Origin of the sequence: Streptomyces amakusaensis, assembly GCF_039532665.1 — a bacterium.
Taxonomy (GTDB): domain Bacteria; phylum Actinomycetota; class Actinomycetes; order Streptomycetales; family Streptomycetaceae; genus Streptomyces; species Streptomyces amakusaensis.
In genome coordinates, this window is sequence record NZ_BAAASB010000033.1 from 1 (window position 1) to 25328 (window position 25328).

The following is a 25328-nucleotide window of genomic DNA, read 5'->3' on the forward strand; positions in this document are numbered from 1 at the left end:
ACCCCGCCCTCAGGCTGGTCCCCGTCGGCGTCACCGGCGAACTCTACGTATCGGGTGAGGGCCTGGCGCGCGGCTACGCCGGCCGCGCCGCCCTCACAGCGGGCCGGTTCGTCGCCGATCCGTACGGTCCGGCGGGGACGCGGATGTACCGGACCGGGGACCTGGCGCGATGGCGTGCGGACGGTGAGCTGGAGTACGTCGGGCGGGCCGACGATCAGGTGAAGGTGCGGGGTTTCCGTATCGAGCTGGGCGAGATCGAGGCCGCACTCCTCCGCGACGCGCAGGTGGCCCAGGCCGCTGTCACGGTCCGTTCCGACCGGCCCGACGACCGCCGGCTCGTCGGGTACGTCGTCCCGCGCGCCGGGGCGGTTCTGGAGGGTGCGGTGGTACGGCGGGAGCTGGCCCGCCGCCTTCCCGACCATATGGTCCCGGCCGCGGTCGTCGTCCTGGACGGTCTTCCCCGCACGGTCAACGGCAAGCTCGACCGGCAGGCCCTGCCCGCCCCCGACTTCACCACCGCCATCACCGACGACGCACCCCGTACACCTCAGGAAGCCACCCTGAGCCGGCTCTTCGCCGAAGTGCTCGAACTGCCGCGTGTCGGAATCCACGACGACTTCTTCGAGCTGGGCGGCCACTCCCTCCTCGCCACCCGGCTCATCAGCCGGGTGCGGGAGACCCTCGGTGTCCAGCACACCATCAGGACCCTCTTCGAGTTCCCGACCGTGGCAGCGCTCGCCGGGCTGGACCCCGACGGCGGCGGGACCGGCGACTCCTTCGCCGCCCTGCTGCCGCTCCGGCCGCGCGGGACCAAGCCGCCGATCTTCTGCGTACACCCGGCCGGCGGACTGAGCTGGTGCTACGCGGGCCTGATGAGCGGCATCGACACCGAGCACCCGATCTACGGCCTCCAGGCCCGCGGCATGTCCGAAGAGGAGGAACCCCCCGCCGCACTGGACGACATGGCCGCCGACTATGTGAACACCCTGCGCACCGTCCAGCCGGCCGGCCCCTACCATCTGCTCGGCTGGTCGTACGGCGGCGTCGTCGCCCACGCGATCGCCGCCCGGCTGCGGGAGCAGGGCGAAGAGGTCGCCCTGCTGGCCCTGCTGGACTCCTACCCGAACCCCCCGCTCGCCGGAAAGATCCCCGGCGATCAGGAGATCGCGCAGCTGCTGCTGGAAGGCCTCGGCCGGGACGCCGACGAGCCGGCCCGGAGCGCTCTCGATCTGCCCGAGCTCATGGAACTCGTCCCCGAGAACGGTTCCCCGTTCGCCGGTCTCACCTCGGCGCGGATGCGCTCCCTCGTCGACATCGTCACCAACAACATCCGCCTCGTCGAAGCGCATGAACCGCCGGTTTACGACGGCGATGTTCTCTTCTTCACCGCCACCGAGGGGCGAATCGAGGACTGGATGAGCCATGAGGCTTGGATCCCCCATGTGAACGGCCGGGTGGAGAACCATCCGATCGCCTGCGAACACGGCGAGATGGCGAATCCGGGGCCGCTGCGGCGCATCGGTTCCCTCATCTCCCAGAAACTGTCGCGCCGCGCATCCCGGCCGTGACCGCCCGCCCAGGAGGCGTTTATGAAGCTGGAGAATCTCTACATCAGCGGGCTGGGTACCTACCTTCCCGAGCGAATGACCAGTCGTCGAGCCGTCGACATGGGTCTGTACGACGAGATCCTCATGCTGGACTCCGGAGTCACCGGAACCTTGATGGCCGGGGACACCCCACCCGTGGACATGGCGGTCTCCGCCGCCCGTGACGCCTTGACGAGAGCGGGCTCCGACGCGTCGTCGGTGGATCTGCTGGTGCACTCCTGTGTACTGCGACAAGGCCCCGAAATGTGGTACCCGGGCGGATACATAGCCCGGGAACTCGGAGCCGGGAACATCCCCGCCTTCGAAATACAGCAGGGCTGCAACGGAATGCTGGCCGCCATGGAGCTGGCGGCCGGCCGGCTCAGCCTGGATCCCCTGAGCACGACCGCGCTCCTGACCACGGCGGACAACTTCACCTCCCCCCGTGCCGACCGCTGGCGCGGCTACGGCCCGGGCACGGTGATCGGGGACGCCGGGAGCGCGATGCTGCTCGACACCACCGGCGGCATCGCCCGGGTGCGATCGGTCAACCAGCTGATGATCCCCGAGCTGGAAGGGCTGCACCGGGGCGGCGAGCCGCTGTTCGACCCGCACGGCCGGGCCACCATCGACATGGTCGAGCGGGCCCGGCACTTCGGCCGCGCGGACCGGACGCTCGCGGAGGTCAACGAGACCATCGCGAAATGGCAGGCCGATGTGGCGCTGCGGTCGCTGGACGAGGCCGGGATAGGCGTCGGAGACATCGCCCGGGCGATCTATGTGAACCAGGGGCACTACCTTGTCGCGCAGTTCTTCCTTGACCCTCTCGGAATTCCGGAGTCGAAGTCGAGCTGGGAATTCGGCCGTACCGTCGGCCATCTCGCGGCGAGCGATCACGTGGTGGCGCTCGACCACTATGTGTCGATGGGCCTGCTCAAACCCGGAGACCACGTACTGCTCGCGGGCGCGGCACCGGGCTTTGTGGTCAGCAGCGCCGTGCTGACCATCGACGCGGCCGCCCCCTGGGCGATCTGACAACCGAGGAGTTCACATGGCCAGCCGCAAGCGCCGCGAGACCCCCGAAGACCGCCGGATCCCCAAGGACAGGGCCAAGAAAGGCGGCCCCGCTGTCGCCGTCGTGGGCATAGCGTGCACCTTTCCGGGGGCCGCCGATCTGACCGAGTTCTGGTCACGCCTGGGCGAAGGACACGACAGCATAAGCGAAGTCCCGGCCAGTCGATTCGACATCGAAGAATTCTATGATCCCTGTCCGGGAAAGCCAGGGAAGATCGTCAGCCGCTGGGGCGGATTCCTCGACGGAATCGACGAGTTCGACGCCGACTTCTTCGGCGTGGCACCGCGCGAGGCCCACCACATGGACCCCCAGCAGCGGTTGCTCCTGGAGACCACCGCCGCCGCCGCCGAGGACGCGGGCTTCACCAGGGAGCGGCTGGCGGACGGCCGCACCGGAGTCTTCATCGGCTCCCTGGGCCGTAACTACTGGGACGCGATGAGCCGTTCGGGAGTCCTCGACCTCTACGCCAACGCCGGATCCACGCCCAGCGTCCTCTCCGGCAGACTCTCCTACGCCTTCGACCTCCAGGGCCCCAGCCTCACCGTCGACACCGCCTGCTCCTCCTCCCTCACCGCCGTTCATCTGGCCTGCCAGAGTCTGCGCAGCGGCGAATCCACCCTGGCGCTGGCCGGCGGGGTCAATCTCATCCTGGTCCCCGAGGAGAGCATCACCTTCTCCAGCGGCAAGATGCTCTCGCCCGACGGCCGCTGCAAGTTCGCCTCGGCGTCGGCGAACGGCTTCGTCCGCAGCGAGGGCGTCGGTGTCGTCGTCCTCAAACTCCTGGAGGACGCGATCGCCGACGGGGACGCCGTCCGCGCGGTCATCCTCGGCTCCGCCACCGTCAACGACGGCCGGAGCGGCGGCGCGATGATGGCCCCCGCGCGGTCGGGACAGGAGAAGACCCTGCGGGCGGCCTACGCCGATGCCGGAATACACCCGTCCAGGGTCGACTACGTGGAGGCGCACGGCACCGGCACCAGCGTGGGCGACCCGGTCGAGCTGGGCGCGCTGTCGGCCGTGCTCGGGGTGGACCGTCCCGCGGACCGGCCGCTGATCGTGGGCTCCGTCAAGACGAACATCGGGCACGCGGAGGGCGCCGCCGGAATCGCCGGTCTGATCAAGACGGTGATGTGCCTGGAGAGCGGAGTGATCCCGCCCAGTCTGCACAGCGCCGAGCTGACATCGGCGATCGACTGGGCGAACACCCCGCTGCACGTGCCCCAGCGGACCAGGGAGTGGCCCCAGGACGAACGGCCGGGAATCGCCGGCGTCAGCTCCTTCGGCATCTCCGGCACCAATGTGCACATCGTCCTCGGCGCACACCACCCGGCGCGAACCGCGCCCGCGCCCGCCCCCGCCCCCGCTCCCGAGGACGAGGAGGCCCGCCCCCGGCTGCTGAGTCTCTCCTCGCACAGCCCGAAGACCCTCCGCGAGACCGCCGCCCGCTATCTGCGCCATCTGGAGCCGGGCGGCGCGGGCCACGAGACCCCGCTGCGCGACATCTGCTACAGCGCGGCCACCCGCCGCGACAGCCACGAGAGCCGGCTTACCGTCGTCGGCTCCACCCGCAAGGAGCTGACCGGCAGGCTGTCCGCGTTCCTCGACGACGAGCCCGGCCCCCTCACCCGGTCCGCCGACGATGTGTACGAGGAACGCTCCCGGGTGGTCTTCGTCTTCCCGGGCCAGGGCTCGCAGTGGGTCGGCATGGGCCGTGAGCTGCTCACGGCCGAGCCCGTGTTCCGCCGGGCGCTCGAAGAGTGCGACGCGGCGGTCCGCGCAGAGACCGGCTGGTCCGTGATCGACCGGCTCACCGGCGGCGGAGCGCTCGAAGGCGTCGACGTCATCCAGCCCACCCTGTGGGCGGTCGAGGTGGCACTCGCCGCCCTCTGGCGGTCCTGGGGCGTCGAACCCGACTACGTCGTCGGCCACAGCATGGGCGAGACGGCCGCCGCCTGCGTCGCCGGCTCCCTCGGTGTGGCGGACGCGGCTGCCGTCATCTGCCGGCGCAGCGCCCTGGCCAAGTCGGTCTCCGGGAACGGGGCGATGGCCTCCGTGGAACTCGGGGCCGAGGCCGCCGCCGAGGAGCTGACCCGGTACGCCGGTCTCATCTCCGTCGCCGCGATCAACGGCCCCACCTCGACCGTGCTCTCCGGCGACGGCGACGCGATGCGGGAGCTGCTGACCTCGCTCCAGGAGCGCGGTGTCTTCTGCCGGCTGGTGCGGGTCGACTTCGCCTCGCACGGCCCCCAGGTGGAACCCCTGCGCGAGCCCCTCCTCGAAGCCCTCGGCTCCCTCGCCCCGCGCGCCGGATCCGTCCCCATGTACTCCACCGTCGACGCGGAGCCCGTCGACGGAACCGGTCTCGACGCGGCCTACTGGGCGCGCAATCTGCGGGAACCGGTGCGATTTGGACCCGTCGTCCAGAAGCTCCTGGACGAGGGCCCCACCGTATTCATCGAGATCAGCCCGCACCCCATCCTCACCCCGGCGATGAGCGAGTACGCCGACCAGTCGCCCGGCAGGGCCCTCGCGGTGGGATCCACCCGCCGCAACACCTCCGAACTCGCCGCCCTGCTCGACTCGCTCGCCGCCCTACGGCTGAGCGGACACCCGGTCGACCTCGGCCGGATCTTCGAACCGGAGGCGCGCTACGTGCGGCTGCCCGGCCCGGCCTGGCAGCGGCAGCGGTACTGGTTCCCCGAGCGCCCGCGCACCGAGACGCCCGAACACCCGCCGCCGCCCGAACGCCCGACGGCCCCCGGACACCCGACGCCCGGCCATCCCCTGCTGGGCGCGCCCGCGGCGGGCGGGGGCGAGGGCGCGGACCGGGTCTGGGAAGGCCCTCTCGACCTCACGGCCAACGCCTACCTCCGCGACCACCAGGTCCAGGGTGTCGTCATCATTCCCGGCACCGCCTACATCGAGATGGCCGCGGCTGCCGCCGCCACCGTCTTCGGGACCGTCCCCGCCATCCGGGACGTCATCTACCACGAGGGCATCTTCCTCACCGCGTCCGAGCCGCCGCCCGTGGTCCGCGTAACACTGCGCCAGGACCCCGGAGGCGGCTGGGGCTTCGAGATCGGCAGCCGCTACCACGACCAGTCGGAACACCAGCGCAATGTCACAGGCCGGCTGGACCCCGGCCTGGCCCCCGGTGAAGGACCGCCCGGCGGGGCGCCGGCCGAGGTCGCCTCCCGCGAACGGGCGCGGAGCGAGGGAGCGGAACTCTCCGGCGCGGAGTTCTACCGCCGCTTCGCCGCCAAGGGCAACCAGTGGCTCGGAGCCTTCCAGGGGGTCACCCGGCTCTGGCGGCGGGACGGCGAGGCGCTCGCGCGCATCGAGCCCCCGGCGTCCGTCCCCGACGCCGACCCGTCCCACCACTTCCACCCCGCGCTGCTCGACGCCTGCGGACACACCCTGGCGGCGGCCATCGAGAGCTTCCGCACCGACGGCGAACACGACGCCTTCGTCCTCGGCGGCATCGACCGGGTCCGTCTCCACCGACGCCCGCGCGGGCCGGTCTGGAGCCACGCGGTACGCACCGAGGCCCGGCCGGACGCCGTCGTCGGCGATGTCGAGGTGCGCGACGAGGACGGCGAGCTGCTCGCCGAACTCGGCGGCGTACGGCTGCGCTTCCTCGTACCCCGTACGGCGGCCCCCCGACGGACCGACTGGCTCCACGAGGTCGTCTGGCGGCCGGCCGAGCGCCCGGCGCCCGGCGGGCCGCGCACCGGCTTCTGGCTGGTTCTCGCCGATCGGAGCGACACCGCCGACACCCTCAAGGGCATGCTCGGCGGCCGTGTGATCGTCGTGACGCCGGGCGCGGCGCTCGTGAAGAAGGCCCCGGACCGGTACGAGACCGGCCCCGACGACTATCGCGAACTCCTGGCGGAGGTGCGCGGGGAGGTCGGCGACAGCGGCTGCGAGGGCGTCGTCCACCTGTGGTCACGGGACGCCCGCGACCCCGGCCCCCTCGGAGGGAGCGCGGCCGGGGCGACGGCCTCGGCGGCACGGCTGGGCGGCCACAGCGTGCTGCGCCTGATCCGGGCCCTGGAGGGGACGCCGTGGTACGGGAGCGGGCTGTGGCTGGTGACCGAGGGCGCGCAGCGGCTGCCGGACCACCCGGGTGAGATGTCGGTGGGCCAGGCGACGGTGTGGGGCCTGGGCCGCTCGCTGATCCAGGAGCGCGGCTCGGCGCGCTGCGTCCTGATCGACCTGCCCGCCGGGGCCGGGAGCGGGGCCGCCGGACTGCTGGGCGCGGAACTGCTCGCCCAGGACGACGGCGAGAACCAGATCGCGCTCCGGGCCGGCCTGCGGTACACGGCCCGGCTGGTGCCGCACACCCCGGCCCCGGAGTCCGCCACCGCCGAGCCCGCCGGCCGGGCCGCCGCCGTGCTTCCGCCGGCCTTCGAGGTCCGCAGCCGCACGGCGGGCCTGCTGGACGAGCTGGGCCCCGTACCGATGGCGCGGCGCGCGCCCGGTCCGGGCGAGGTCGCGATCCGGGTGACGCGGACGGCCCTCAACTACCGGGACGTGCTGACGGCGATGGGCGCGTACCCCGGCCTCGGCGACGCGGCCCCCCTGGGCTGGGAGTGCGTGGGCGTCATCACGGAACTCGGCGACGGCGTGGCGGGGCTGCTCCCCGGCGACGAGGTCGTCGCGCTCTCCGAGGGGGCACTCGCCAGCCATGTGGTGACCAGCGCCCATCTGGTGGGCAGGATCCCGGCCCGGCTCACGGCCGAGGAGGCGCTCACCCTCCCGGCGGCGTATCTCACCGCGTACTACGGGCTGTGCGAGCTGGCGAAACTGGCCCCCGGCGAGCGGGTCCTGATCCACTCGGCGACCGGTGGCGTGGGGCTGGCCGCGATCCAGCTGGCCCGGTGGCGCGGCGCGGAGATCTACGCGACGGCGGGCAGCCCGCAGAAACGCGCGCTGCTGAAGACCCTCGGCGTGAAGCACGTCTTCGACTCCCGGTCGACGGCGTTCGCCGACGAGGTGGCGGCGGCCACCCGGGGCGAGGGGGTGGACGTCGTCCTCAACTCCCTCGCGGGGGAGGCGATCCCCCGGAGCCTCTCCGTCCTCGCGCCGTACGGACGCCATGTGGAACTCAGCAAGAAGGATCTGATCGAGAACAGCTCGATCGGGCTGCTGCCGTTCTCGAAGAATCTGGCGTTCTTCTCGATGGACCTCGTCGACATGCTCCGGAACCGGCCCCGGCGCGCCGGTGAGCTGCTGGATCGCGTACTCGAACTCGTCGAGGGCCGGGCGGTGGAGCCGCTGCCGTACGAGGAGTACGGCATCGCCGACGTCGAGGCGGCGTTCCGGCGGATGGCGCGGGCCCAGCACATCGGCAAGGTCCTGGTACGTCTGGACGACACGGAGGAGCCCGCCGCCGTCCAGGCCGTCCCCGTCGCGTCGCCCGCCGCCGCGCCCGCGGTCCTTCCGCCCGGCGACGGCGGTCCCGCGCTGGTGTCCGACGGCGCCTACGTGGTCACCGGCGGGCTCGGCGGCATCGGGCTGAAGCTGGCCGCCTGGCTGGTGGAGCGCGGTGCCGGGGAGCTGATCCTGCTGGGCCGCACTCCGCTCGGCGACCGGGCCGGGCTCCTGCGCGAGCTGGAGCGCGGCGGTGCGCGGGTCGCGTACCACGCGGTCGACGTGGCCGACGAGGACGCGCTGCGCGCGGTGTTCGGGGAGCACGAGAGCGCCGGTCTGCCGCCGGTGCGCGGTGTCCTCCACGCCGCCGGGGTCATCGAGCTGGTCTCGGCCGCCGAGACGGAACCCGAGCAGTTCGACGCCATGATCGGTCCGAAGGTCACCGGGGCGTGGAATCTGCACCGGCTGCTCGAAGGGAGTCCGCTCGACTTCTTCGTGCTCTTCTCCTCCGCCTCCGCGGTCCTCGGCTCCCCGATGCTGGGCGCGTACGCGGCGGCCAACGCGGGGCTCGACGCACTGGCGCACCACCGGCGCGACCTGGGGCTGCCCGCGCTCTCGGTCAACTGGGGGTTCTGGTCCTCGGTCGGGATGGTGGCCCGGTACGACGATGAGCACGAGCGGAGTCTCGCGCCGAGGGGGATCGAGAGCTTCACCCCCGAGGAGGGGATCGGGCTGCTCCAGAGCGTCTGGGGGAGCCGGGCGGCGCAGCTCACGGTGCTCGCCGCCGACTGGGGCCGCTGGAGCGCCGCGTACCCCGACGCGGCTCGGGATCCGCTGCTGCGGGAGCTGGTCGCCGAGACGGGCCCGCCCCCGCCCCCGCCGGTCCCGGTGCCTGTCCCCGTTCCTGTTCCTGTTCCTGTTCCTGTCCCGGTGGTGAGTGCCGCCTCCACCGAGGTTGCCGAAGCCGAAGCCGAAGCCGAAGCCGAAGCCGAAGCCGGGGCCGGGGCCGAAGCCGGGGCCGAAGGCTCGGGGCCGGACGGCGACCCGGGCACGGTCCGGGCGTTCCTGACCCAGCGGATCGCGAAGGTGCTGGCTCTGCCCGCACAGCGGCTGCACGACCGCAAACCGCTGAACCGGCAGGGGCTCGACTCGCTGATGGCCACCGAGGTACGGAGCCAGGTCCAGCGGGAGTACGGGGTGATGGTGCCGATGGCGAGAATGCTCGGCGGGCAGAGCCTCACCGATCTGGCGGATTTCATCGCCGACGAACTGGCCGACCGGGCCTGAGCGGAGGCCGGCCGAGGAGCGGGCCCGGGGCGCACTGCCCCGGGTCCGCCGACCGCCCGCCTATTTCTGGGATTCCCGCTGAGGCGGCCGACTGACGATTCCCGCTTCATAGGCGTAGATGACGGCCTGGACCCGATCGCGTACATCGAGTTTGCTCAGAATTCCCTGGACATGTGATTTCACGGTGGACTCCGCCACCTTGAGCCAAGCCGCTATCTCCGGGTTGGACAGCCCCTGGACCATGAGTTCAAAGACGTTCCGCTCCCGTCTGGTCAGCGAGAGGAGATGTTCCCTGCTGCTGTGGTTGCTTCCCTTGAGGGCCACCGAAGCACGGGCCAGATTTCCCACGACATCATCTTTTACGGGGGTGTATCCGGCGATGCTGACCCGGATGGCCGCGATGAGTTCGGCCGGGCTGATCCGCCGGTCCAGAACGGTGCATCTGCCGATGCGGAGCAGATTGATGACCTGGTCCCCCGGGAAGGTGGCCAGGAATATCATGTAGATGGGTATGCCGCTCCTGGACTGCACGGCGACCTGTTCGGCGATCTTCAAGGTGTGCGCCGAGAACTCGTGGTAGCTGCAGAGGATGATGTCCGGTCTGAACTGTTCGGCAGATCTTGGGGCTTCCGAGAGGGCACTCACTTCTCCGATGACCGATATCTCGCGGTCATTGTTGAGTATGGCGCTCAGTCCGGCACGTTCCAATTCGTTCTCGCAGACGAGAAGGACTTTCACTCTGCCGTGCCCCTTCATCGCTCCTCCTCAGTGCCGACTCCCGAATCGATCTCGGTATTCACTCTCTGCCGATATTTCCCAGCCTGTAAGCCGCGTTGACCTTATCTTGGCCTGGTGAGACGGTTCAACAGAGGAATTGAGGAGGTTTCTTGATGTCTTGAACTCGTCGGTTCGATCATGGGGTTGACTGGTCGGATTAATGGTGAAAAGCGGGGGGCGCGCGCCGTGCACCGCACACGACCCGCGCCCCGTGTCAAAGCCCCGGGCTCGCCCGTGGCCCACCGCGTTCACTTCTTCCGGATCGCGCACTCCTTCTTCGTGAGCGGCTCGGTGTTCCCCGCGAGCCTGCTGCACAGCACCCGTGAACGCGAACTCCCGCCGTCGCCGCGCCGCACCTCCTTCAGCGCGATGCTGTGACCCTTGCGGTTCTTGTACGGCGTCGCTCCGGTGAAGTCGATCGTGCCCGTCGCCATCCCCGAGAGCCGGACCGTCCGGAGATTCACCCAGGTCTCGGCGCGGGTGTGCGAGCCGCCGGAGCGGGTCGCCGCCGCGTGCAGAGCCCGGGTCGCGTCGTGCGCCAGCGCCGTCTGACCGCTGGCCAGCACCGGGGTCGTGGGGGAGAGGCGCCGGGAGTCCAGCCCGGGAAGGTGCTTGGCGGCCTCCTGGTAGAAGGCCGTCTCCTCCGCCGCCTGCTCCAGCTCGGCCAGGACCGAGTGGTACAGCGTCACCTTCGAGCCGACCCCGACCCCGTTCGGGGAGAAGTCGGCCTTCGACAGATCGTCACCACCGAGGATGGAGATGTCCTGATTTTCGCACCCCGAATCAGTGCCGAGCTGGTTCATCAGCGGGCCGAGGTGCTCCACCCGGCCCGCGAAGTAGATCACGGTCGACGTGCTCCCCCCGTCGCAGATGCCCTCCGCCCCGGAGGGCAGTTCGGGCTTGCCCCCTTTCACCGCGTACCCCTTCCGAGTCGGCTTGAAGTCCTGGTCTCTCAGCATGGCCATGCCGAACTCCGCCTGCTCCTTCGTGTACAGGTCATCGGCGTTCCCGTCTTCCTGGGTGAGGACGACCGCGTGCTGCTGCTCCTGCTGCCGTCGGCCGGGCTTCCGCAGCTGGGCCGCGATCAGCCCCAACTGCTCGACCTGCCACTCGTCGGTCGCCGCCAGACTGAACCAGTTGCCGAACTCCCGTGCCAGCTGCGTGGCGGAGTTGGTTCCCGAGACCACCGCCAGATCCGCGTTCCGCAGGATCCTGGTCGCCTCCTTGCTGGACTCCAGATTCCGCCCGTTGCCCACGACGCCCACCAGGGTCCGGTCCTTGGCCGCGTACGCGGCGACGGCCTTCGCCATCTCCTTCTGGTGCAGCATGTCCACGCCGCCGTTGGCGATCAGGACCCGCAGCCCGATCGGGGAGTTCTCATTGATGACGGACTGGGCCAGATACACACCTGCCAGCTCCTCGACGCCCTTCAGCGGAGAGGATCCGCCTTCCGGGTCGGCGCTCAGCGGTCCGGCGTAGACGATCGTGACGTATTCGCTGTTGCGCCGCCCCACGACCTTCGTGTTGGCATCCTTGACGGCCTTCTCCAGGTCCGCCAGAGTCCAGCCGGGCCGCCGGCCGTTCTTCCGCTCCTCCCCCTTCTTCTCCTTGGGCACCCAGTCGCCGAACCGCACCTTCCCGGTGGCGATGCCCACGCACTCCGTTCTGCCATGGGGAACGGACCGCTTCACCGTGTCCCCATTGGCGCTCAGCAGCGAAGCCGAGCAGTGCCGGTCGTACAGCGTCTCCGCCCGCACAGCCAGCCCCGCCGTGAGGAGGACCCCCACCAGCCCCATGGCGTGCAGCGACCACACCAGCCGGGCCACGGTCGGCCGGGACGGAGTCCGCACACAGTGCCGAAGCCCCTCCACCGGCACCAGACGGGCGCTGGGCAGCGCCACCTTCAGCACCCAGGGCAGCTGAGCCGGCTCCCGGCTCGGCGACTGCCCGGCCCGCAGATTCCGCGCCCACTCGTGGTACCAGGTCTGCGGCGTTCCGCCCGGCCCCTGGATGACACTGCGCTGGAGCCTCGGCACATCGGTTCCCCGCGCCGCCGCCACGATCAGCAGCGGATCCAGCTCACTGCGCCGGCTGCGGACATCGCTCACCGCCTTGATCAGCTCGATCCCGCCGTTCGCCTCGGTCAGCTGCGGCAGGAAGAGCGCGGGCGGACGCGGCCGTTTGAACCCGCGCAGATCCCAGCTCCACCGGCGGTGGTTGTCCCGCAGATCCTCGAACAGGGCCAGCACATACAGCTGGAGCTGGAAGTCGTCCCCCGACTTGAGGGCCTCCGCCACGTCGTACGCCCGCGCCGAGATCGCGTTCCAGGAACGGGCGGGCCGCAACAGCGAGACATCGGTCGGCCGGCCGCGCGCCGCCGCCCTGAGGAACGTCGTCGTCATGAACCAGCGGCTCTCCCTGCGCAGCCACAGAAAGATCGGAGCCCGTCCCGGCAGCACATTGTCGAGCACCACCAGCAGCAGCAGGAACCCGGTGCCCGAGGCCAGCGCGACCGACCAGTGGCTCCGGGCCAGCAGCGCGGCGAGCACGGCGACCAGGCTCGCGGGGAGGATGTGCGCCATGTCGAACATGCGCAGCCCACTGCTCCAGCGGGCCGCGCCCTTCGGCCGCCAGCGCTGCCGCGCCAGCTGGTCCAGCAGCTGCTGCGCCGGGTCGGGCGGGCTCCCCCGGGAGCCTGCCGCCGAAGGGGCCTGCGGCCAGTCCGCGTCCAGCTCGCCCACGGCGTCCTCGATCGCGCGCACCAGACGGAGCCGGGGGAAGGCGTACCGCCGGTAGATCGAGTGCCGGCTGTCCCACCGCCTCGGATCCCCCAGCTCACGGACGAGTCCGGCCGCCCGCCGCACCTCGGTCGGTCCCTCCTGCTGCGCGGGTGCGACGGCGCAGCGGGTGCCGTGCGTGTCCTGCCCCGTGTACAACTCCTCCACCAGGTTGGTGACTTTCCCGTCGTCGGACGCCTCGTCCGCGTGGAGCACGACGACGGGCATCGGCGGTTCATTGGCACGGAAGTCCCTTATCAGGGTCTCCAGTCTCCGCTGAACATCGATGCCCGCGCCTGTCGACATCCCGACGTGCCCGCCCGAGCACTGCGGCGGTTCATGGTCGCTGTAGACCACGGTCAACCCCCGTTCATCATGGTCCTGCCTACGACGCTAGCGGCCCGGCGCTCGATTGGTGCCCCAACCGGACGGTTTCGCACTCGGACGAAATCCCTCCGCATGGCCTCCGGCCCTTGCCCCGCAAGGCCTGCCGACGCTCCCGGACGGTGTGGCAGACTCGACCGCCATGATCATCGAAGACGCCGGGAGCGAGGACTGGGCGGCCGTCTGGCCGTTCCGGCGGAAGATCGTCTCGGCCGGGGAGACCCGCACCCGGGACCGCGACACCTCCGAGGACGAGGCCCGCGCGCTGGCCGGGCATGTGCTGGAGCGGGCCCGCCGCGACGGCTGCACCGGGATGGTGTTCGGCTCGGCCGTCGAGACCAACCCGGCGGTGGGGCTGTGGACCTCGCTCGGCCTCCGGGTCCTGGGCACCGTCCCGGCGTCGTTCGACCATCCCGAGCACGGTCCGGTGGGGCCGCGTGTGATGTACCGGGAGCCGTAGCCCCTCGTTCAGGTGCCGTCCTGGCGACCGGGGTTCCGCGGTGCCGCGGAGGCAGTACGCTCCGTGGCCATGCGAATGGCTGAGGGTGCGGCTGGGGCCGTGACGGCGGCGTGGTACCGGTGATGGAGAAGGGGCGGAGGATCGACGGCCGGTACCGGCTGGTCAGGGAGATCGGCGCGGGCGGCATGGGGGTTGTGTGGCTCGCCAGGGACGAGTTGCTGGAGCGGGAGGTCGCGCTCAAGTGCGCGCGCGTCCCGGACGCGCGGAGCGCGAGACGGCTCCGGCGTGAGGCGCGGAACGCGGGGCGTTTCCATCACGCCAACATCGTGAGCGTGCTCAACTTCGTCGTCGACGGCTCCGTGTGCTGGATCGTGATGGAGTATCTGCCCTCGCGGAGCCTGCGGGAGATCATCCGGGAGCAGGGCAGGATCGGACCCGAGGCCGCGGGGTCGCTCGGCTGCCAGATCGCCGACGCGCTGGCGGTCTCGCACCGCGCGGGCGTGGTGCACGGGGATGTGACGCCGGAGAACATCCTCGTCACCCCCGAAGGCGTCGCCAAGCTCACGGACTTCGGGATCTCGCGCGCGGCGTGGGGCGAGACCACCCAGAGCGCCGGGGTGCGGGGGAAACCCCGGTACATGCCGCCCGAGGTGGCGCGGGAGAAGGCGCCCGACCACAAGTCGGACGTGTTCTCGCTCGGCGCGTCGCTGTACGCGGCGGTCGAGGGCCACTCGCCGTACGGGCAGGCGGAGCATGCCCTCGCCTATCTGAACCGGGCCGCCGAGGGCCGCGTCGAGCCGCCGCGCAGGGCCGGGCCGCTCACGGAACCGCTGTCGGCGATGCTGAGGGCCGATCCGCGCCGCCGCCCGGGCGCGGCGGCCGTCCGGCAGATGCTGATGGAGCTGACCCCGCCGCCCGCGGAGGTCCGTCGCCGGTTGCGCAGGACCCGGGGCGGCGTGCTCGCCGCGCTCCGGGCGCGGGCGCTGCCGTACCGCGCGCGACCGTCGGCCAGGGCCGCCGGGCTCACGGCGCTCGCCCTGGCGGGGGCCGCGGCGCTGGCCGCGCTCGGACCGTGGGGCCTGGACGGCCGTACGGCACCGCCCGGGCCGGTGGCCGCCGTGCGCGACGCTCGGCGGGCCGACCCCTGCGCACTGCTCGGCCTCGACGCGCTCGCCCGGCACGGACATGCCGAAGTGGACGACGACTACGGGGAGTTCGACCGGTGCGATGCGCTGATCAGCGCGGAGCGCGGCGGTCCGGTGGTCGCCGACGTGGTCCTCAGCTTCTCCGCCGACCGCGCGGAGCTGGGCTCCCGGGCGCGTACGGAACGGATCGGCGAGGTGGTCGTCTCCGAGCTGCCGGGCGGGAGGGACGAGTGCGAGCGCAATCTCCGGCTCGCCGACGGCCATGAGATCTGGATCTCGGCGAGACGCGAGCGCGAGCCCGCCCCCGATCTGTGCGCGCTCGCCGGGGCGGCGACCGAGCACGCGGTGTCGGTCCTCAACCGGGGCCCCGTCCCGGAGCGGCCCGCCTCCTTCGTCCCGAAGTCCCTGGCCCGTCTCGACGCCTGCGCGCTGCTGGACGCCGGGGCCCTCGGCCGCGCCGGCGCCTGGCGGCCCCCGGACGCCGACTTCGCCCGCTGGGAGTGCGCCTGGCGGAGCACGGCCGGAGACACGGCGGTCAATGTCGTCTTCAGCCGGGACAACGAACCGGCGGGCAGCGGGCGGCCGAAGACCCTCGGCGGCAGACGGGCCCATGTCGAACCCGGGGGCCACGGCGACGACACCTGTGTGGTCCGTACGGAGTACCGCGACTACCGGGACCCCTCCGGCGGGAGCGCCGTCGAACTGGTGCTCCTCGAAGTGTGGGGGAAACGGCCGCAGCGCGAACTGTGCGCGACGGCCGAGACCCTGACGACCGCCGTCGCCGCCGAACTGCCGCGCTGACGGGCGTACGCGCGGCGGTCCGACGACGGCACCGGCCCGCCCACCGGGCGGAACGGCTTGCCGGGGATCAGCCCCTGTCGGGGCGCTCCGTCACCCGGACCGTGTTGAGCAGGGGTTTGCCGAAGCCGCCGTGGGCGACGAACCGCACATTGAGCGTTCCGTCGGTCACGGTGACCGTGTAGGTGCGCTGGATCGCCGCGTACGACCCCGCCTCCAGGGCGATGTCCAGCGAGGGCAGCACCTCCACGCCTTCCGCGAGGACGTCGAAGACCCGCTTGTTCGGCCGGGTCCCCGTCACCTCGGCGAAGCCCAGCTCCACCGTGTAGACCCCGTTGGGAACCTGGTCGAAGCGGTACTCGTACATCCCCTCCCGGGCGGTCCGGAACAGCGTCTGGTCATCCGTCCCGGTGATGGCGCGAGCGGTGGATCTCACCGAGGAGTTCCCCTGGTACCCGTACGATCCGGCGGTGTACTTCCGGTCCGGGGTCCAGGTGTCGCCGAGGCTGTCGACCCGCTCCGCCGTCGCGCCGGTGTCCAGCGCGGTCTGATGGCGCGGCACGACTATCTTGACGGGCACGGTCACCACGGGGGCGCGCCCGCTCCGGGACTCGATCCGCACATCGGCGGTGAGCACGGTGCCCGGCGTCAGACCGGAGGTGTCCGCGACGAGGGTCAGCGGCTGCCGCCCGCCGGTCGGCAGTTCGCCGGCGGCGGGAGTGACGCTCAGCCAGGGAGCCTCCTCGGCGACGGTGTACGGGGTGTCGAAGCCCGGGTTGGTCAGTTCGATCGTGCGGGTGCGCCGCTGCTCCGCCGGTGCCACGACGTCGAGTGAGCCGCGGGAGGCGGTGAGCCTGCCGGTGCGCAGCGACTGGCCGACCGAGGCCACGGAGTCGGCCTCCACCCGTACGGCGGCCTCGCCCCGCTGATAGGCGGGGGCGGTGAGCGCCACGGTGTGGTCGCCGACCGGGGCCTGGAGGACATAGCCGCCGTCGGTCCCGGTGGTGGCGACGACCGCCGTGGCCCCCTCGCCCACGGTGACCGTCGCCCCGCCGACGCCCTTGCCGTCGTTGGCGTCCAGGATCTGGCCGCGGACCACGCCGCTCTTGGTGGTGCGGAAGGAGATCGACAGTCCGTCGCCGAGCACCGGGGTGTTGTGCGAGTAGGAGAAGGCGTCGGTGCCCGTCGCGTTCTCCACCCCGATGGTCGCGCTCGACCCGGCCTTGAGGCCGACGCCGGTAGTGCCCTTGTAGTGGTAGGAGACCCTGCCGTCCTCGCCGATCGCGAGGGCGAAGGTGAACCGGTCGGACTGCGCGGCCCAGTGGACGACGTTGCGCCACTCCACGATGTACGCGCGGTGCGGCGCGGTGCCCGTGACACCGGTGTGGACACCGGCCTCGGCGTCCACCACCAGATCGTCCCAGAACGGATAGAGGGCCGCGTTGGGCGTGCTCGTGCTCGGGATCTGGATGTTGGAGTCGTTGGTGTGCGCCCCGCCGAAGCTCACCGTGCCGTTGCTGCCCACCCAGGCGGTGGAGTGGCTCTTGCCGTACAGCGGCACGGGGAACGGCAGCTCCACCCGCTCGGTGACGTCGTCACCGGTCAGGGCCAGCTTGTGGTCACCGGTCGGAAGGGTCCGGGAGCCGGTCGCGCAGGCGTGGCCGTACGCGTCGGTGCGCTCCGGCAGGCTCACCGAGGCGGTGGTGTCCCCGGAGACGGTGACCTGGGTGCTGCCCGCCGTGACACAGCGGGAGGAGTGGGTGGCGCGGATCTCGTACGAGCCGAGCGGCAGGCTCAGCTCGAACCGGCCGTCGGCGCCCGCCGTGGCGGTCACGGGGGTCCCGGTGACGGTGAGGGAGGCCCCCGCCGCGGGTCCCGAGACGGTCGAGACCGTGCCGGTGACCTTCGCCGACGGTACGGGATCGAGGGTGAAGTCGCGGGTGACGGCGGCCCCTTCGGTCACCGGCACGCTCGCGGCGACCCGTCCGTAGCCGAACTTGGTGACGGTCAGCGAGTAGTCGCCCACCGAGAGGGCGGGGAAGGTGTAACCGCCGTCGGCGGCGGTGACGGCGGTGCGGCTGATGGGGCCTTCGGCGACCACCCGCGCGCCGGGGACGGGCGTCCCGGCGGAGGTGACCCTGCCCGTGAGGGAGCCGACGGGGCCGCGCGGAGCGCTCTGGACGGCGGCGAGCGCGTCGAGCCTGCCCTCGCCGAAGGTGTTGTTGTCGGCGGGGGTGCCGCCGCAGCCGGTGCTGTCGACGTCCACCGCGGTCTGGTCGAGGAGCGCCTCGGTCTGCGCCACGGCCCCGCGCAGGGCGGGGGCGGCCGACCAGATCAGCGCGACGGTGGCGGCGGTGTGCGGGGAGGCCATGGAGGTGCCGGAGAGCGATCCGTAACCGCCGTTGCGGACCGAGGAGCGCACATTGGAACCGGGCGCGGCGATGTTCGGCTTGATCCCGCCCTCGTCGCCCGCGCCGCGCGAGGAGAAGCTCGCGATGGCGTTGGCGCTGTCGAACGCCCCCGAGCTGTAGGAGGCCACATAGTCGCCGGGGGAGCCGCTGGTGGCGCAGCCGGGGCCGTTGTTGCCGTTGGAGAAGGCCGGGAAGATTCCGGCGGCGCGCCAGGAGTTGACGACGTCCTTGTACCAGGGGGTGTGGGCCGAGCTGCCCCAGGAGTTGTTGACGATATCGGGGGCGAGGTCGGGCCGGGGGTTCTGGCCGGCCCGGTCGGTGGGGGCCACCATCCACTGGCCGGAGGCGAGCAGCGAGGCCTGGGAGCAGGAGCTGGACTCGCAGCCCTTGGCGGCGATCCACTGCGCCCCCGGGGCCACCCCGATCTTGTTCTCCGCGCCGTCGTCGCCAACCATCGTGCCCATGGTGTGGGTGCCGTGGTTGTTGTTGTCGCAGGGTGCGTCGGTGGGGCAGACGGCGGCCGGGTCGAACCAGTTGTAGTCGTGGCTGAGGGTGCCGTCGGCGGCGCGGCCCCGGTACTGGCCGTCGACCGCCGGGTGCTGGAAGTCGACCCCGGTGTCGATGTTGGCCACGACGACGCCCTCGCCGCGGACCCCGAGTCCGTTCCAGACCTCGGGGGCCTTGATCCGGTCGATGTTCCACTCGACCGCGTTGACCGTGTGCTCCCTGCCGCCCTCGACGGGCCGGGGGAGGGGCACCCGGTCGTCGGCGTCGAGCCGGGAGACCTCGGGCCGCTGGGCGATGCTGTTCGCGAGCTTCGCGTCGCCGACCACCCGGACGGCGTTGACGATCCAGAACGGGGTGGCCTCGGCCCGGGCGTTCTTCAGGGCGGCGAGCAGATCGGCCTGAGTGCGCCGGGCGTGGTCGCGCTGGGCCTCGTACACCGCCTTCGCCCTGGCCGCTTTGGTGGTGGCGCGCCCGGCCGCGGTCAGATCCGCCGAGCTGTCGAGATAGACCCAGAAGGCGGTCTTGCCGTCCGCCAGCTCTGCCCTGAGCCGGGGCTCGATCGCGCGTTCGGCCGATGACGGCCGGTCGGCGGGGGCGGGCGCGGCGAGCGCTGTGCCGGTGCCGATGGGTAACAGGAGAAGCGAGGTCAGAGCCGCGCAGGCTGCGCGCAGGGGTCTGATCCGGCCGGTCCGGCTGCTCCGTGGTGCCACGTTGTCTCCTCTTGCGCTGGCAGCGGGCGGACCCGCTGAGGGACGGGCGGGAAACGTGCGTGGTTCGGGTGCGGCTCACCCATCCTTTTGCCATGAACGGGTCAGGAACCGTTCGTATGGTCGTTCAGCGGGCACCGGGGGACAAGAGGGCCTCGCTCAGCCGTACGGCCCATGTGGCTCATGTGGTTCGTCACGGCCCACGGCCCACGGCCCACGGCCCACGGCCCACGGCGCGCGCCGGGCCGGGCAGGTGGGCCGCGCGGTCAGACCAGGACCAGGGCGGCCGCGACGATGTACACGATCTGCTGCGCGGTGCGCGGACCGATGGCTTCTCCCATCGCCGTCTTCCGCCGGGCCGCGGAGATGTTCGCCGGGAACATGGCGATCATGAGCAGGATGAGCCCGGCCGCCGCCCACCGGGCCGTCGCGGGGATCAGCAGTCCCACCGCGCCCGCCAGTTCGAGGACGCCGGTGACGGTCACCAGCAGACCTGGCCGGGGCAGCGAGGGCGGAACCATGTCGATGATCTCCGCCCGGAGCCTGGGAACGAAGTGGGCCACCCCGGTGAACACGAACATCAGCGCCAGCCCCACGCGCAGCGCGGGCTGCCAGGCGTCGAGCGCCTCCACCCCGGCGAGCCCCGCCAGTCTGGCCCCCAGAAAACCGATGACGAGAGCGATCAAGGGCTCCACGCGGACCTCCCAGGTCATCGCCGGTCCGCCCCCGCCGGCCGAGGGGGGAACGGCTCGCCGCCCACTCCACCATCCGCCCCCGGGGCCCCGGCCGCGGCGCGTGGCGGCGCCTCGGCCGGGCGGGTGAGCACCCCACCCGCCCGGCCGAAGCGCGCGCGGCCCGGGGCCGGGCGAGTTTGTTCCCTCCCGGTTCAATCCGACGGCCGGGGCTCCTCCGAAAGGCCTTTCCGGGAAGGGGGAACTGCTTCCGGGGAATAGGGATTTCCGCAGCCTAAAGCGCCCGGTCCGCCTTTGCCCATGGGGAGTTGGACACGGCACGGCATCGGTCGACTCCGCCGACCGGGCGCTCTTAGGATGCGGAAAATACAACTGGTCGGGATATCTGATCGCCGAATGCGGCGGCTGCCGTTCCCGGCGGGTCCGAGTGTCCGAGTGTCCAAGTGAGGAGAGTTCATGGTTGTGGTGATGGCTCCCGAGGCGACTCAGGAGGAAATCGACGCCGTCGTGGCGCTGGTCCGGTCGGCCGGCGGAGATGCTTTTGTCAGCCGGGGGGTTTCACGGACAATTGTCGGTCTGGTCGGCGATGTGGATGATTTTGAAGCGTTGAACCTCGGCAGCCGCAGCGGGGTGCTCCAGGTGATGCGGGTGTCCGCACCGTACAAACTGGTCAGTCGTCAGCACCATCCGGCCCGGTCGGTGATCCGGGTCGGCGGGGTGCCCATCGGGCCGGACACGCTGAGCGTGATCGCCGGGCCCTGCGCGGTCGAGACGCCGGAGCAGACCCTCGAAGCGGTGCGGATGGCGAAGCGTGCCGGGGCCTCCCTGCTGCGCGGGGGCGCGTTCAAGCCGCGCACCTCGCCCTACTCCTACCAGGGGCTCGGCGAGAGAGGGCTGAAGATCCTCGCCGAGGTGCGCCAGGAGACCGGACTGCCGGTCGTCACCGAGGTCATCGATCCGGGCAGCGTGGACATGGTCGCCTCCTACGCCGACATGCTCCAGATCGGCGCGCGGAACATGCAGAACTTCGCGCTGCTCCAAGCGGTCGGCCGGGCGGGCAGGCCGGTGCTGCTCAAACGGGGTTTCAGCGCCACGATCGAGGAGTGGCTGAGCGCCGCCGAGTACATCGCGCAGCGCGGCAATCTCGACATCGTGCTCTGCGAGCGCGGGATCCGCACCTTCGAGACCGCGACCCGCAACACCCTCGACATCAGCGCGGTCCCCGTCGTCCAGCGGCTGTCGCACCTGCCGGTGATCGTGGACCCCTCGCACTCCGGGGGCCGGCGCGATCTGGTGGTCCCGCTCACCCGGGCGGCGATCGCGGCCGGGGCCGACGGGGTCATCATCGACATCCACCCCGAGCCCAAGACCGCGCTGTGCGACGGCGATCAGGCGCTGGTCGAGTCCGACGTCCGCGAGATCGCCGACGCGGTGACCATCCTGTCGCCCCTGATGGGACGCACGCTCACCATGCCCGTGCGCGCCGGAGCACTTCCGGCGCGGGCGGCGTGAGCCCGTATTCGGGGTAAAAGGTGGGGCCATTGTTACGGGGGGTGTCCCATGTGCTTCATGAGAACACCCCCCTAGGGGTTAGGGGGGCATAAGGGTCGACAGATGGGACTTACGCAGGGGTTACAACCCTCAAAGGACGAATGTTAATTTCTTTCTCATCTGGCAGAAGTCCGGTCAACCGAACGGATGTTCTGCTCGAAAACGTCCAGGGGGGTTCGAAGGAATTGGCAGCGAGCTGGTTTCTGCCCATCGATCCACAGTGCCACAGACGCTACGGGGGCTACCGCAACGATCCGGAAATGAACCCGGGTCGCACAAGTGCCCGCCGCCTCGTCATGAGTGCGTGAGGTGGCTTGATGGCACCCGAAGAAGTGAGCATCGAACAGCTGCCCGTAGACGAAGTAGAGCTGAGTTCTCTGAAGTCGGCGGGGTCACCCAGGCTTTCCGGGGAGAATGCCGAACACGTACACATTCTGGCGGTGACGCAGAGCCCGCTGCCGCCCATCGTCGTGCACCGGGCGACGAGAAGGGTCATCGACGGCTTCCACCGGCTGAAGGCGGCCAGACTGCGCGGGGCCGAGACGATCGAGGTCCGGTTCTTCGACGGGGACGAGGCCGAGGCGTTCGTCCTCGCGGTCAGGCTCAACGTCGCCCACGGCCTGCCGCTGGCCCTGGCCGACCGCAAGCGCGCCGCCGAGCGCATCATCGCCACCCATCCCCAGTGGTCCGACCGGAGGGTGGCCTCGGTCACCGGAATCTCCCCGGGCACCGTCGGCGACATCCGCAAGAGGACCGTACGGCCGGAGCCCGAGGCCCGGCGCGTCGGCCAGGACGGCCGGGTCCGCCCGCTCGACGGCAGCGCCGGCCGGATGCTCGCGGGCGAGCTGCTCGCGGCCAACCCGGAGCTGTCGCTGCGCCAGGTCGCCCGCGCGGCCGGCATCTCTCCCGAGACGGCACGCGACGTCCGCAATCGGCTGCGCAACGGCGACGAGCTGGTGCCGAGGCAGCGCCGCAGGAGGACGCCCGTCGTCCTGAGGGTGGCGGAGGACGAGGAGATCTCCCCGGACGACTCCTTCGGCGGGCGCGGCGAACTGGCCGGCCGGCCGTCGTCCCACCGGGCCGCCCGGCCGCGTACGGACATCGCTCCCGACCGCGCCGTACTGGTGAAGCGGCTCAAGGCCGACCCGGCCCTGCGCTTCACCGAGACGGGGCGCAATCTGCTGCGCCTGCTGGCCCTGCACTCGCTCCGGAACGAGGAATGGGACGCGATCATCAACAACGTCCCACCGCACTGCAGCGACATCGTCGCCGATCTCGCCCGGCAGTTCGCCGACCTCTGGTCGGAATTCGCCGTAAGGATCAAAGACGATGTGGCGCAGATAGGCTGAGCGTCCACCAGGGGTGTCCGAGCGTGGAAAGCGAACGGTTGGACACCGGGCGGGGCTCTCTCGGTACGCCCCCAACCCCTCACACCGCGAAGGGCCCTCCCGCCGTCACGGCGGGAGGGCCCTCGGCCGTTCGCGCCGGGCGTCAGACGGCCGGACCCGCGACGGGAGCGCGTCCCGCGGGCGCGTCGCCGCGCACCGTGCGCAGCCGGGCCGCGGCGGTGACGCCGTCGCAGCCCGCGAGCCCGAGGGCGTCCTCGATCTCCTCGGCCAGCAGCTCCAGGACCCGGGCGGCACCGGGCTCGCCGGCCGCCGCCAGCCCCCACAGCACGGGCCTGCCCACCAGGACGCCCGACGCGCCCAGCGCGAGCGCCCGCACCACGTCGACACCGCTCCGGATCCCGCTGTCGAGGAGTACCTCGCACCGCCCGTCGAGAGCCCGGACCACCTCCGGCAGCGCGTCCGCGCTGGGGATCGCGCCGTCGAGCTGTCTGCCCCCGTGATTGGAGACCACGACCGCGTCCACGCCCGCCTCGGCCGCCCGCAGCGCGTCCTGAGGGGTCAGCACCCCCTTCAGCGCCAGCGGAAGCCCCGTCCGCGCACGCAGCGCCGCCACCGAGGACCAGGTCAGCGCCGAGGAGAACGCCTGACGGGTGTGGGCGGCCACCGCCGAGCCGCCGGCGGGAGACTCATGGGCCGCGGCCCCCGTGTCGATATTGGCCGACCGCACATGGCCGGGCAGCCCGAACCGGTTGCGCACGTCCCGCAGCCGCCGGCCCATCCAGGGCACGTCGACCGTGAGCACGATCGCCGAGCAGCCGGCGTCCTCCGCCCGGCGGACCAGCTCCAGCGCCCGGTCCGGCTCCCGCAGCCAGTACAGCTGGAACCAGACCGTGCCGCCGACCGCCGCGATCTCCTCGACGGGAACACTGCTCAGCGTGCTCACCGTGAACGGCACCCCCGCCGCCTTCGCCGCGCGCGCGGTGGCGAGTTCCCCCTCCGGGTGCACCAGCCGGTGGTACGCGATCGGGGCCACTGCCAGCGGCAGCGCGGCCGGGCCGCCCAGCAGCCTGGCCCGGGTGGACACCCGCGACACGTCCCTGAGCACCCGGGGGAGCAGGAAGAGCCGGTCCAGCGCCGCCCGGTTGGCGTCCAGAGTGGTCTCCGAGCCGCTGCCGCCGGCGATGAAGTCCCAGACCTCACGGGGCAGGACGGCCGCCGCGGCACGCTCGACGTCGGCCAGACAGAGCGGGGGCCCGGCCCCGGGGGGCGGATCAGCGCCGGCCTCCACGCTGCCCCGTCCTCTCCAGCTCCACGGCCTCGTACAGCGCCTTGATGTTCGAGCTGCCGAAGGTCTCCGCCCCCTGCCGTTCGATGACCTCGAAGAAGAGGGTGTGCCTCGGATGCGTCGAGGCGGTGAAGATCTGGAACAGCAGCCCGCCGTGGTCCTCGTCCGCCAGCACATTCGTCGCGCGCAGATCCGCGAGCCGCTCGCCCAGGTCGATGCGCTCCCCGAGCAGCTCGTAGTAGGCGGCGGGAGTGGTCAGAAAGCCCACGCCCCGCCGGCTCAGGGCGCGCACCGAGCGGACCGCGTCCGGCGAGGAGAAGGCCAGATGCTGGACGCCGGAACCCTGGTGGCCCTTGAGGAACTCGTCTATCTGCCCCGGATCCGCCGTCGGATCGGGCTGGATCAGGGTCAGTGTCACGTCCCCGGAGAGGGACTGGACGACCTTGGACTCCATCGCCTGCCGGCCCACCGCGATGTGCTCCTCGAAGATATTCAGAAAACCGAGGGCGTCGCGGTAGTAGTCCACGGTCGCATCCAGATCGCCGATGTTCAGGCAGACCGCGACATGGTCGATCTCGACCAGGCCGACATCGTCGGCGCGGTCTCCGTCGGCCCGCAGCGCCGGGACGAAACCCGCGGGCAGTCCGGGCTTCTCCCCGGCCTCGCGCTGTACGAGGGTGTGGGCCACATCGCCGAAGCCCTCGATCACCGCGGTGACGGAAGCGCCGGGACCCGCGTGCCGGGCGGGTCCCCGCCGCGCCCGCGCGCCCCCGGCCACCGCGGCGGCGAACGCCGCCTCCACATCGCCGGTGCGCAGCGCGATGTCGGCGACCCCGTCGCCGTGCGCCGACACATAGGACGAGGCGGGATGATGGTCGGAGGTCGCCTGGGTGAGGACCAGGGTGATCCGTCCGTGCCGCAGCGCGATGCTGCGGTGGTCGGCCGAGCTGGCCGTGCCGACCACGGTGAAGGCATAGCGGTCGACCCAGTCGAAAGCCGCCGACTCCAGATGGTCGACATATATCTCGACGTAGTCGATGGAGAGATCTCCGAGTGGACCGATGGCTTTTGATGAATCCCGCACGAGTGTCCCCCAACCGGGAAAGAACCGAGTTTCTGGAACTGTAGAACGCGGGTCTTCTGTCCAGCCAATGGGCGGTTATG

General features: G+C 71.5%; 13 protein-coding genes. 7 read left to right on the forward strand and 6 right to left on the reverse strand.

Going from position 1 to position 25328, the window contains the following annotated elements:
* From ABD371_RS34080 to ABD371_RS34090, 3 genes are all read left to right on the forward strand, one after another.
* On the forward strand, positions 1–1568 hold a 1568-nt coding region (locus ABD371_RS34080), incomplete at its 5' end, for an alpha/beta fold hydrolase (protein ID WP_344486041.1).
* A gap of 21 nt (positions 1569–1589) precedes the next feature.
* Complete coding sequence (locus ABD371_RS34085; protein ID WP_344486044.1) at positions 1590–2621, forward strand: ketoacyl-ACP synthase III family protein; 1032 nt, start codon at positions 1590–1592, stop codon at positions 2619–2621.
* A gap of 16 nt (positions 2622–2637) precedes the next feature.
* Positions 2638–9321: an SDR family NAD(P)-dependent oxidoreductase gene (locus tag ABD371_RS34090; protein ID WP_344486046.1), complete on the forward strand. Its 6684-nt coding sequence runs from the start codon at positions 2638–2640 to the stop codon at positions 9319–9321.
* A gap of 60 nt (positions 9322–9381) precedes the next feature.
* On the opposite strand, the gene ABD371_RS34095 is transcribed toward ABD371_RS34090, so the two are convergent.
* Positions 9382–10077 carry a LuxR C-terminal-related transcriptional regulator gene (locus tag ABD371_RS34095; RefSeq protein ID WP_344486049.1) on the reverse strand — a complete coding sequence of 232 codons (696 nt, stop codon included), beginning with the start codon at positions 10075–10077 and terminating at the stop codon, positions 9382–9384.
* Positions 10078–10346: 269 nt separating this feature from the next.
* Positions 10347–13232: an ABC transporter substrate-binding protein gene (locus ABD371_RS34100; RefSeq protein ID WP_344486107.1), complete on the reverse strand. Its 2886-nt coding sequence runs from the start codon at positions 13230–13232 to the stop codon at positions 10347–10349.
* 169 nt (positions 13233–13401) lie between these two features.
* Here ABD371_RS34100 and ABD371_RS34105 point away from each other — a divergent pair, with 169 nt between their 5' ends.
* Complete coding sequence (locus ABD371_RS34105; protein ID WP_344486052.1) at positions 13402–13719, forward strand: GNAT family N-acetyltransferase; 318 nt, start codon at positions 13402–13404, stop codon at positions 13717–13719.
* 122 nt (positions 13720–13841) lie between these two features.
* The gene (locus tag ABD371_RS34110) at positions 13842–15665 is read left to right on the forward strand and encodes a serine/threonine-protein kinase (protein ID WP_344486055.1); all 1824 of its coding nucleotides are present in this window, start codon (positions 13842–13844) and stop codon (positions 15663–15665) included.
* A gap of 67 nt (positions 15666–15732) precedes the next feature.
* Here ABD371_RS34110 and ABD371_RS34115 read toward each other — a convergent pair whose 3' ends face one another.
* Positions 15733–19290 (reverse strand): S8 family serine peptidase, encoded by a 3558-nt coding sequence (locus ABD371_RS34115; RefSeq protein WP_344486058.1) that lies wholly within the window; start codon positions 19288–19290, stop codon positions 15733–15735.
* Positions 19291–19553: 263 nt separating this feature from the next.
* Positions 19554–20000, reverse strand: coding sequence for a DoxX family protein (locus ABD371_RS34120; RefSeq protein ID WP_344486061.1), 447 nt, complete (start codon positions 19998–20000; stop codon positions 19554–19556).
* 435 nt (positions 20001–20435) lie between these two features.
* Between ABD371_RS34120 and aroF the strand changes: the two genes are divergently transcribed.
* Positions 20436–21491, forward strand: a complete 1056-nt coding sequence (gene aroF / locus ABD371_RS34125; RefSeq protein ID WP_344486064.1) for a 3-deoxy-7-phosphoheptulonate synthase — start codon at positions 20436–20438, stop codon at positions 21489–21491.
* A 479-nt stretch (positions 21492–21970) separates the two neighbouring features.
* A complete protein-coding gene (locus tag ABD371_RS34130; protein ID WP_344486067.1) occupies positions 21971–22879 on the forward strand; it encodes a ParB N-terminal domain-containing protein in 909 nt (302 codons plus the stop codon).
* Between the two features lie 142 nt (positions 22880–23021).
* Here the strand turns inward: ABD371_RS34130 and ABD371_RS34135 are convergent, their stop codons facing one another.
* Both ABD371_RS34135 and hppD read right to left on the reverse strand, forming a co-directional pair.
* Positions 23022–24167: an alpha-hydroxy acid oxidase gene (locus tag ABD371_RS34135; protein WP_344486070.1), complete on the reverse strand. Its 1146-nt coding sequence runs from the start codon at positions 24165–24167 to the stop codon at positions 23022–23024.
* A complete protein-coding gene (gene hppD, locus ABD371_RS34140) occupies positions 24151–25248 on the reverse strand; it encodes a 4-hydroxyphenylpyruvate dioxygenase (RefSeq protein WP_344486073.1) in 1098 nt (365 codons plus the stop codon). The genes ABD371_RS34135 and hppD overlap by 17 nt, the downstream gene beginning before the upstream one ends.
* Positions 25249–25328 lie beyond the last annotated feature (80 nt).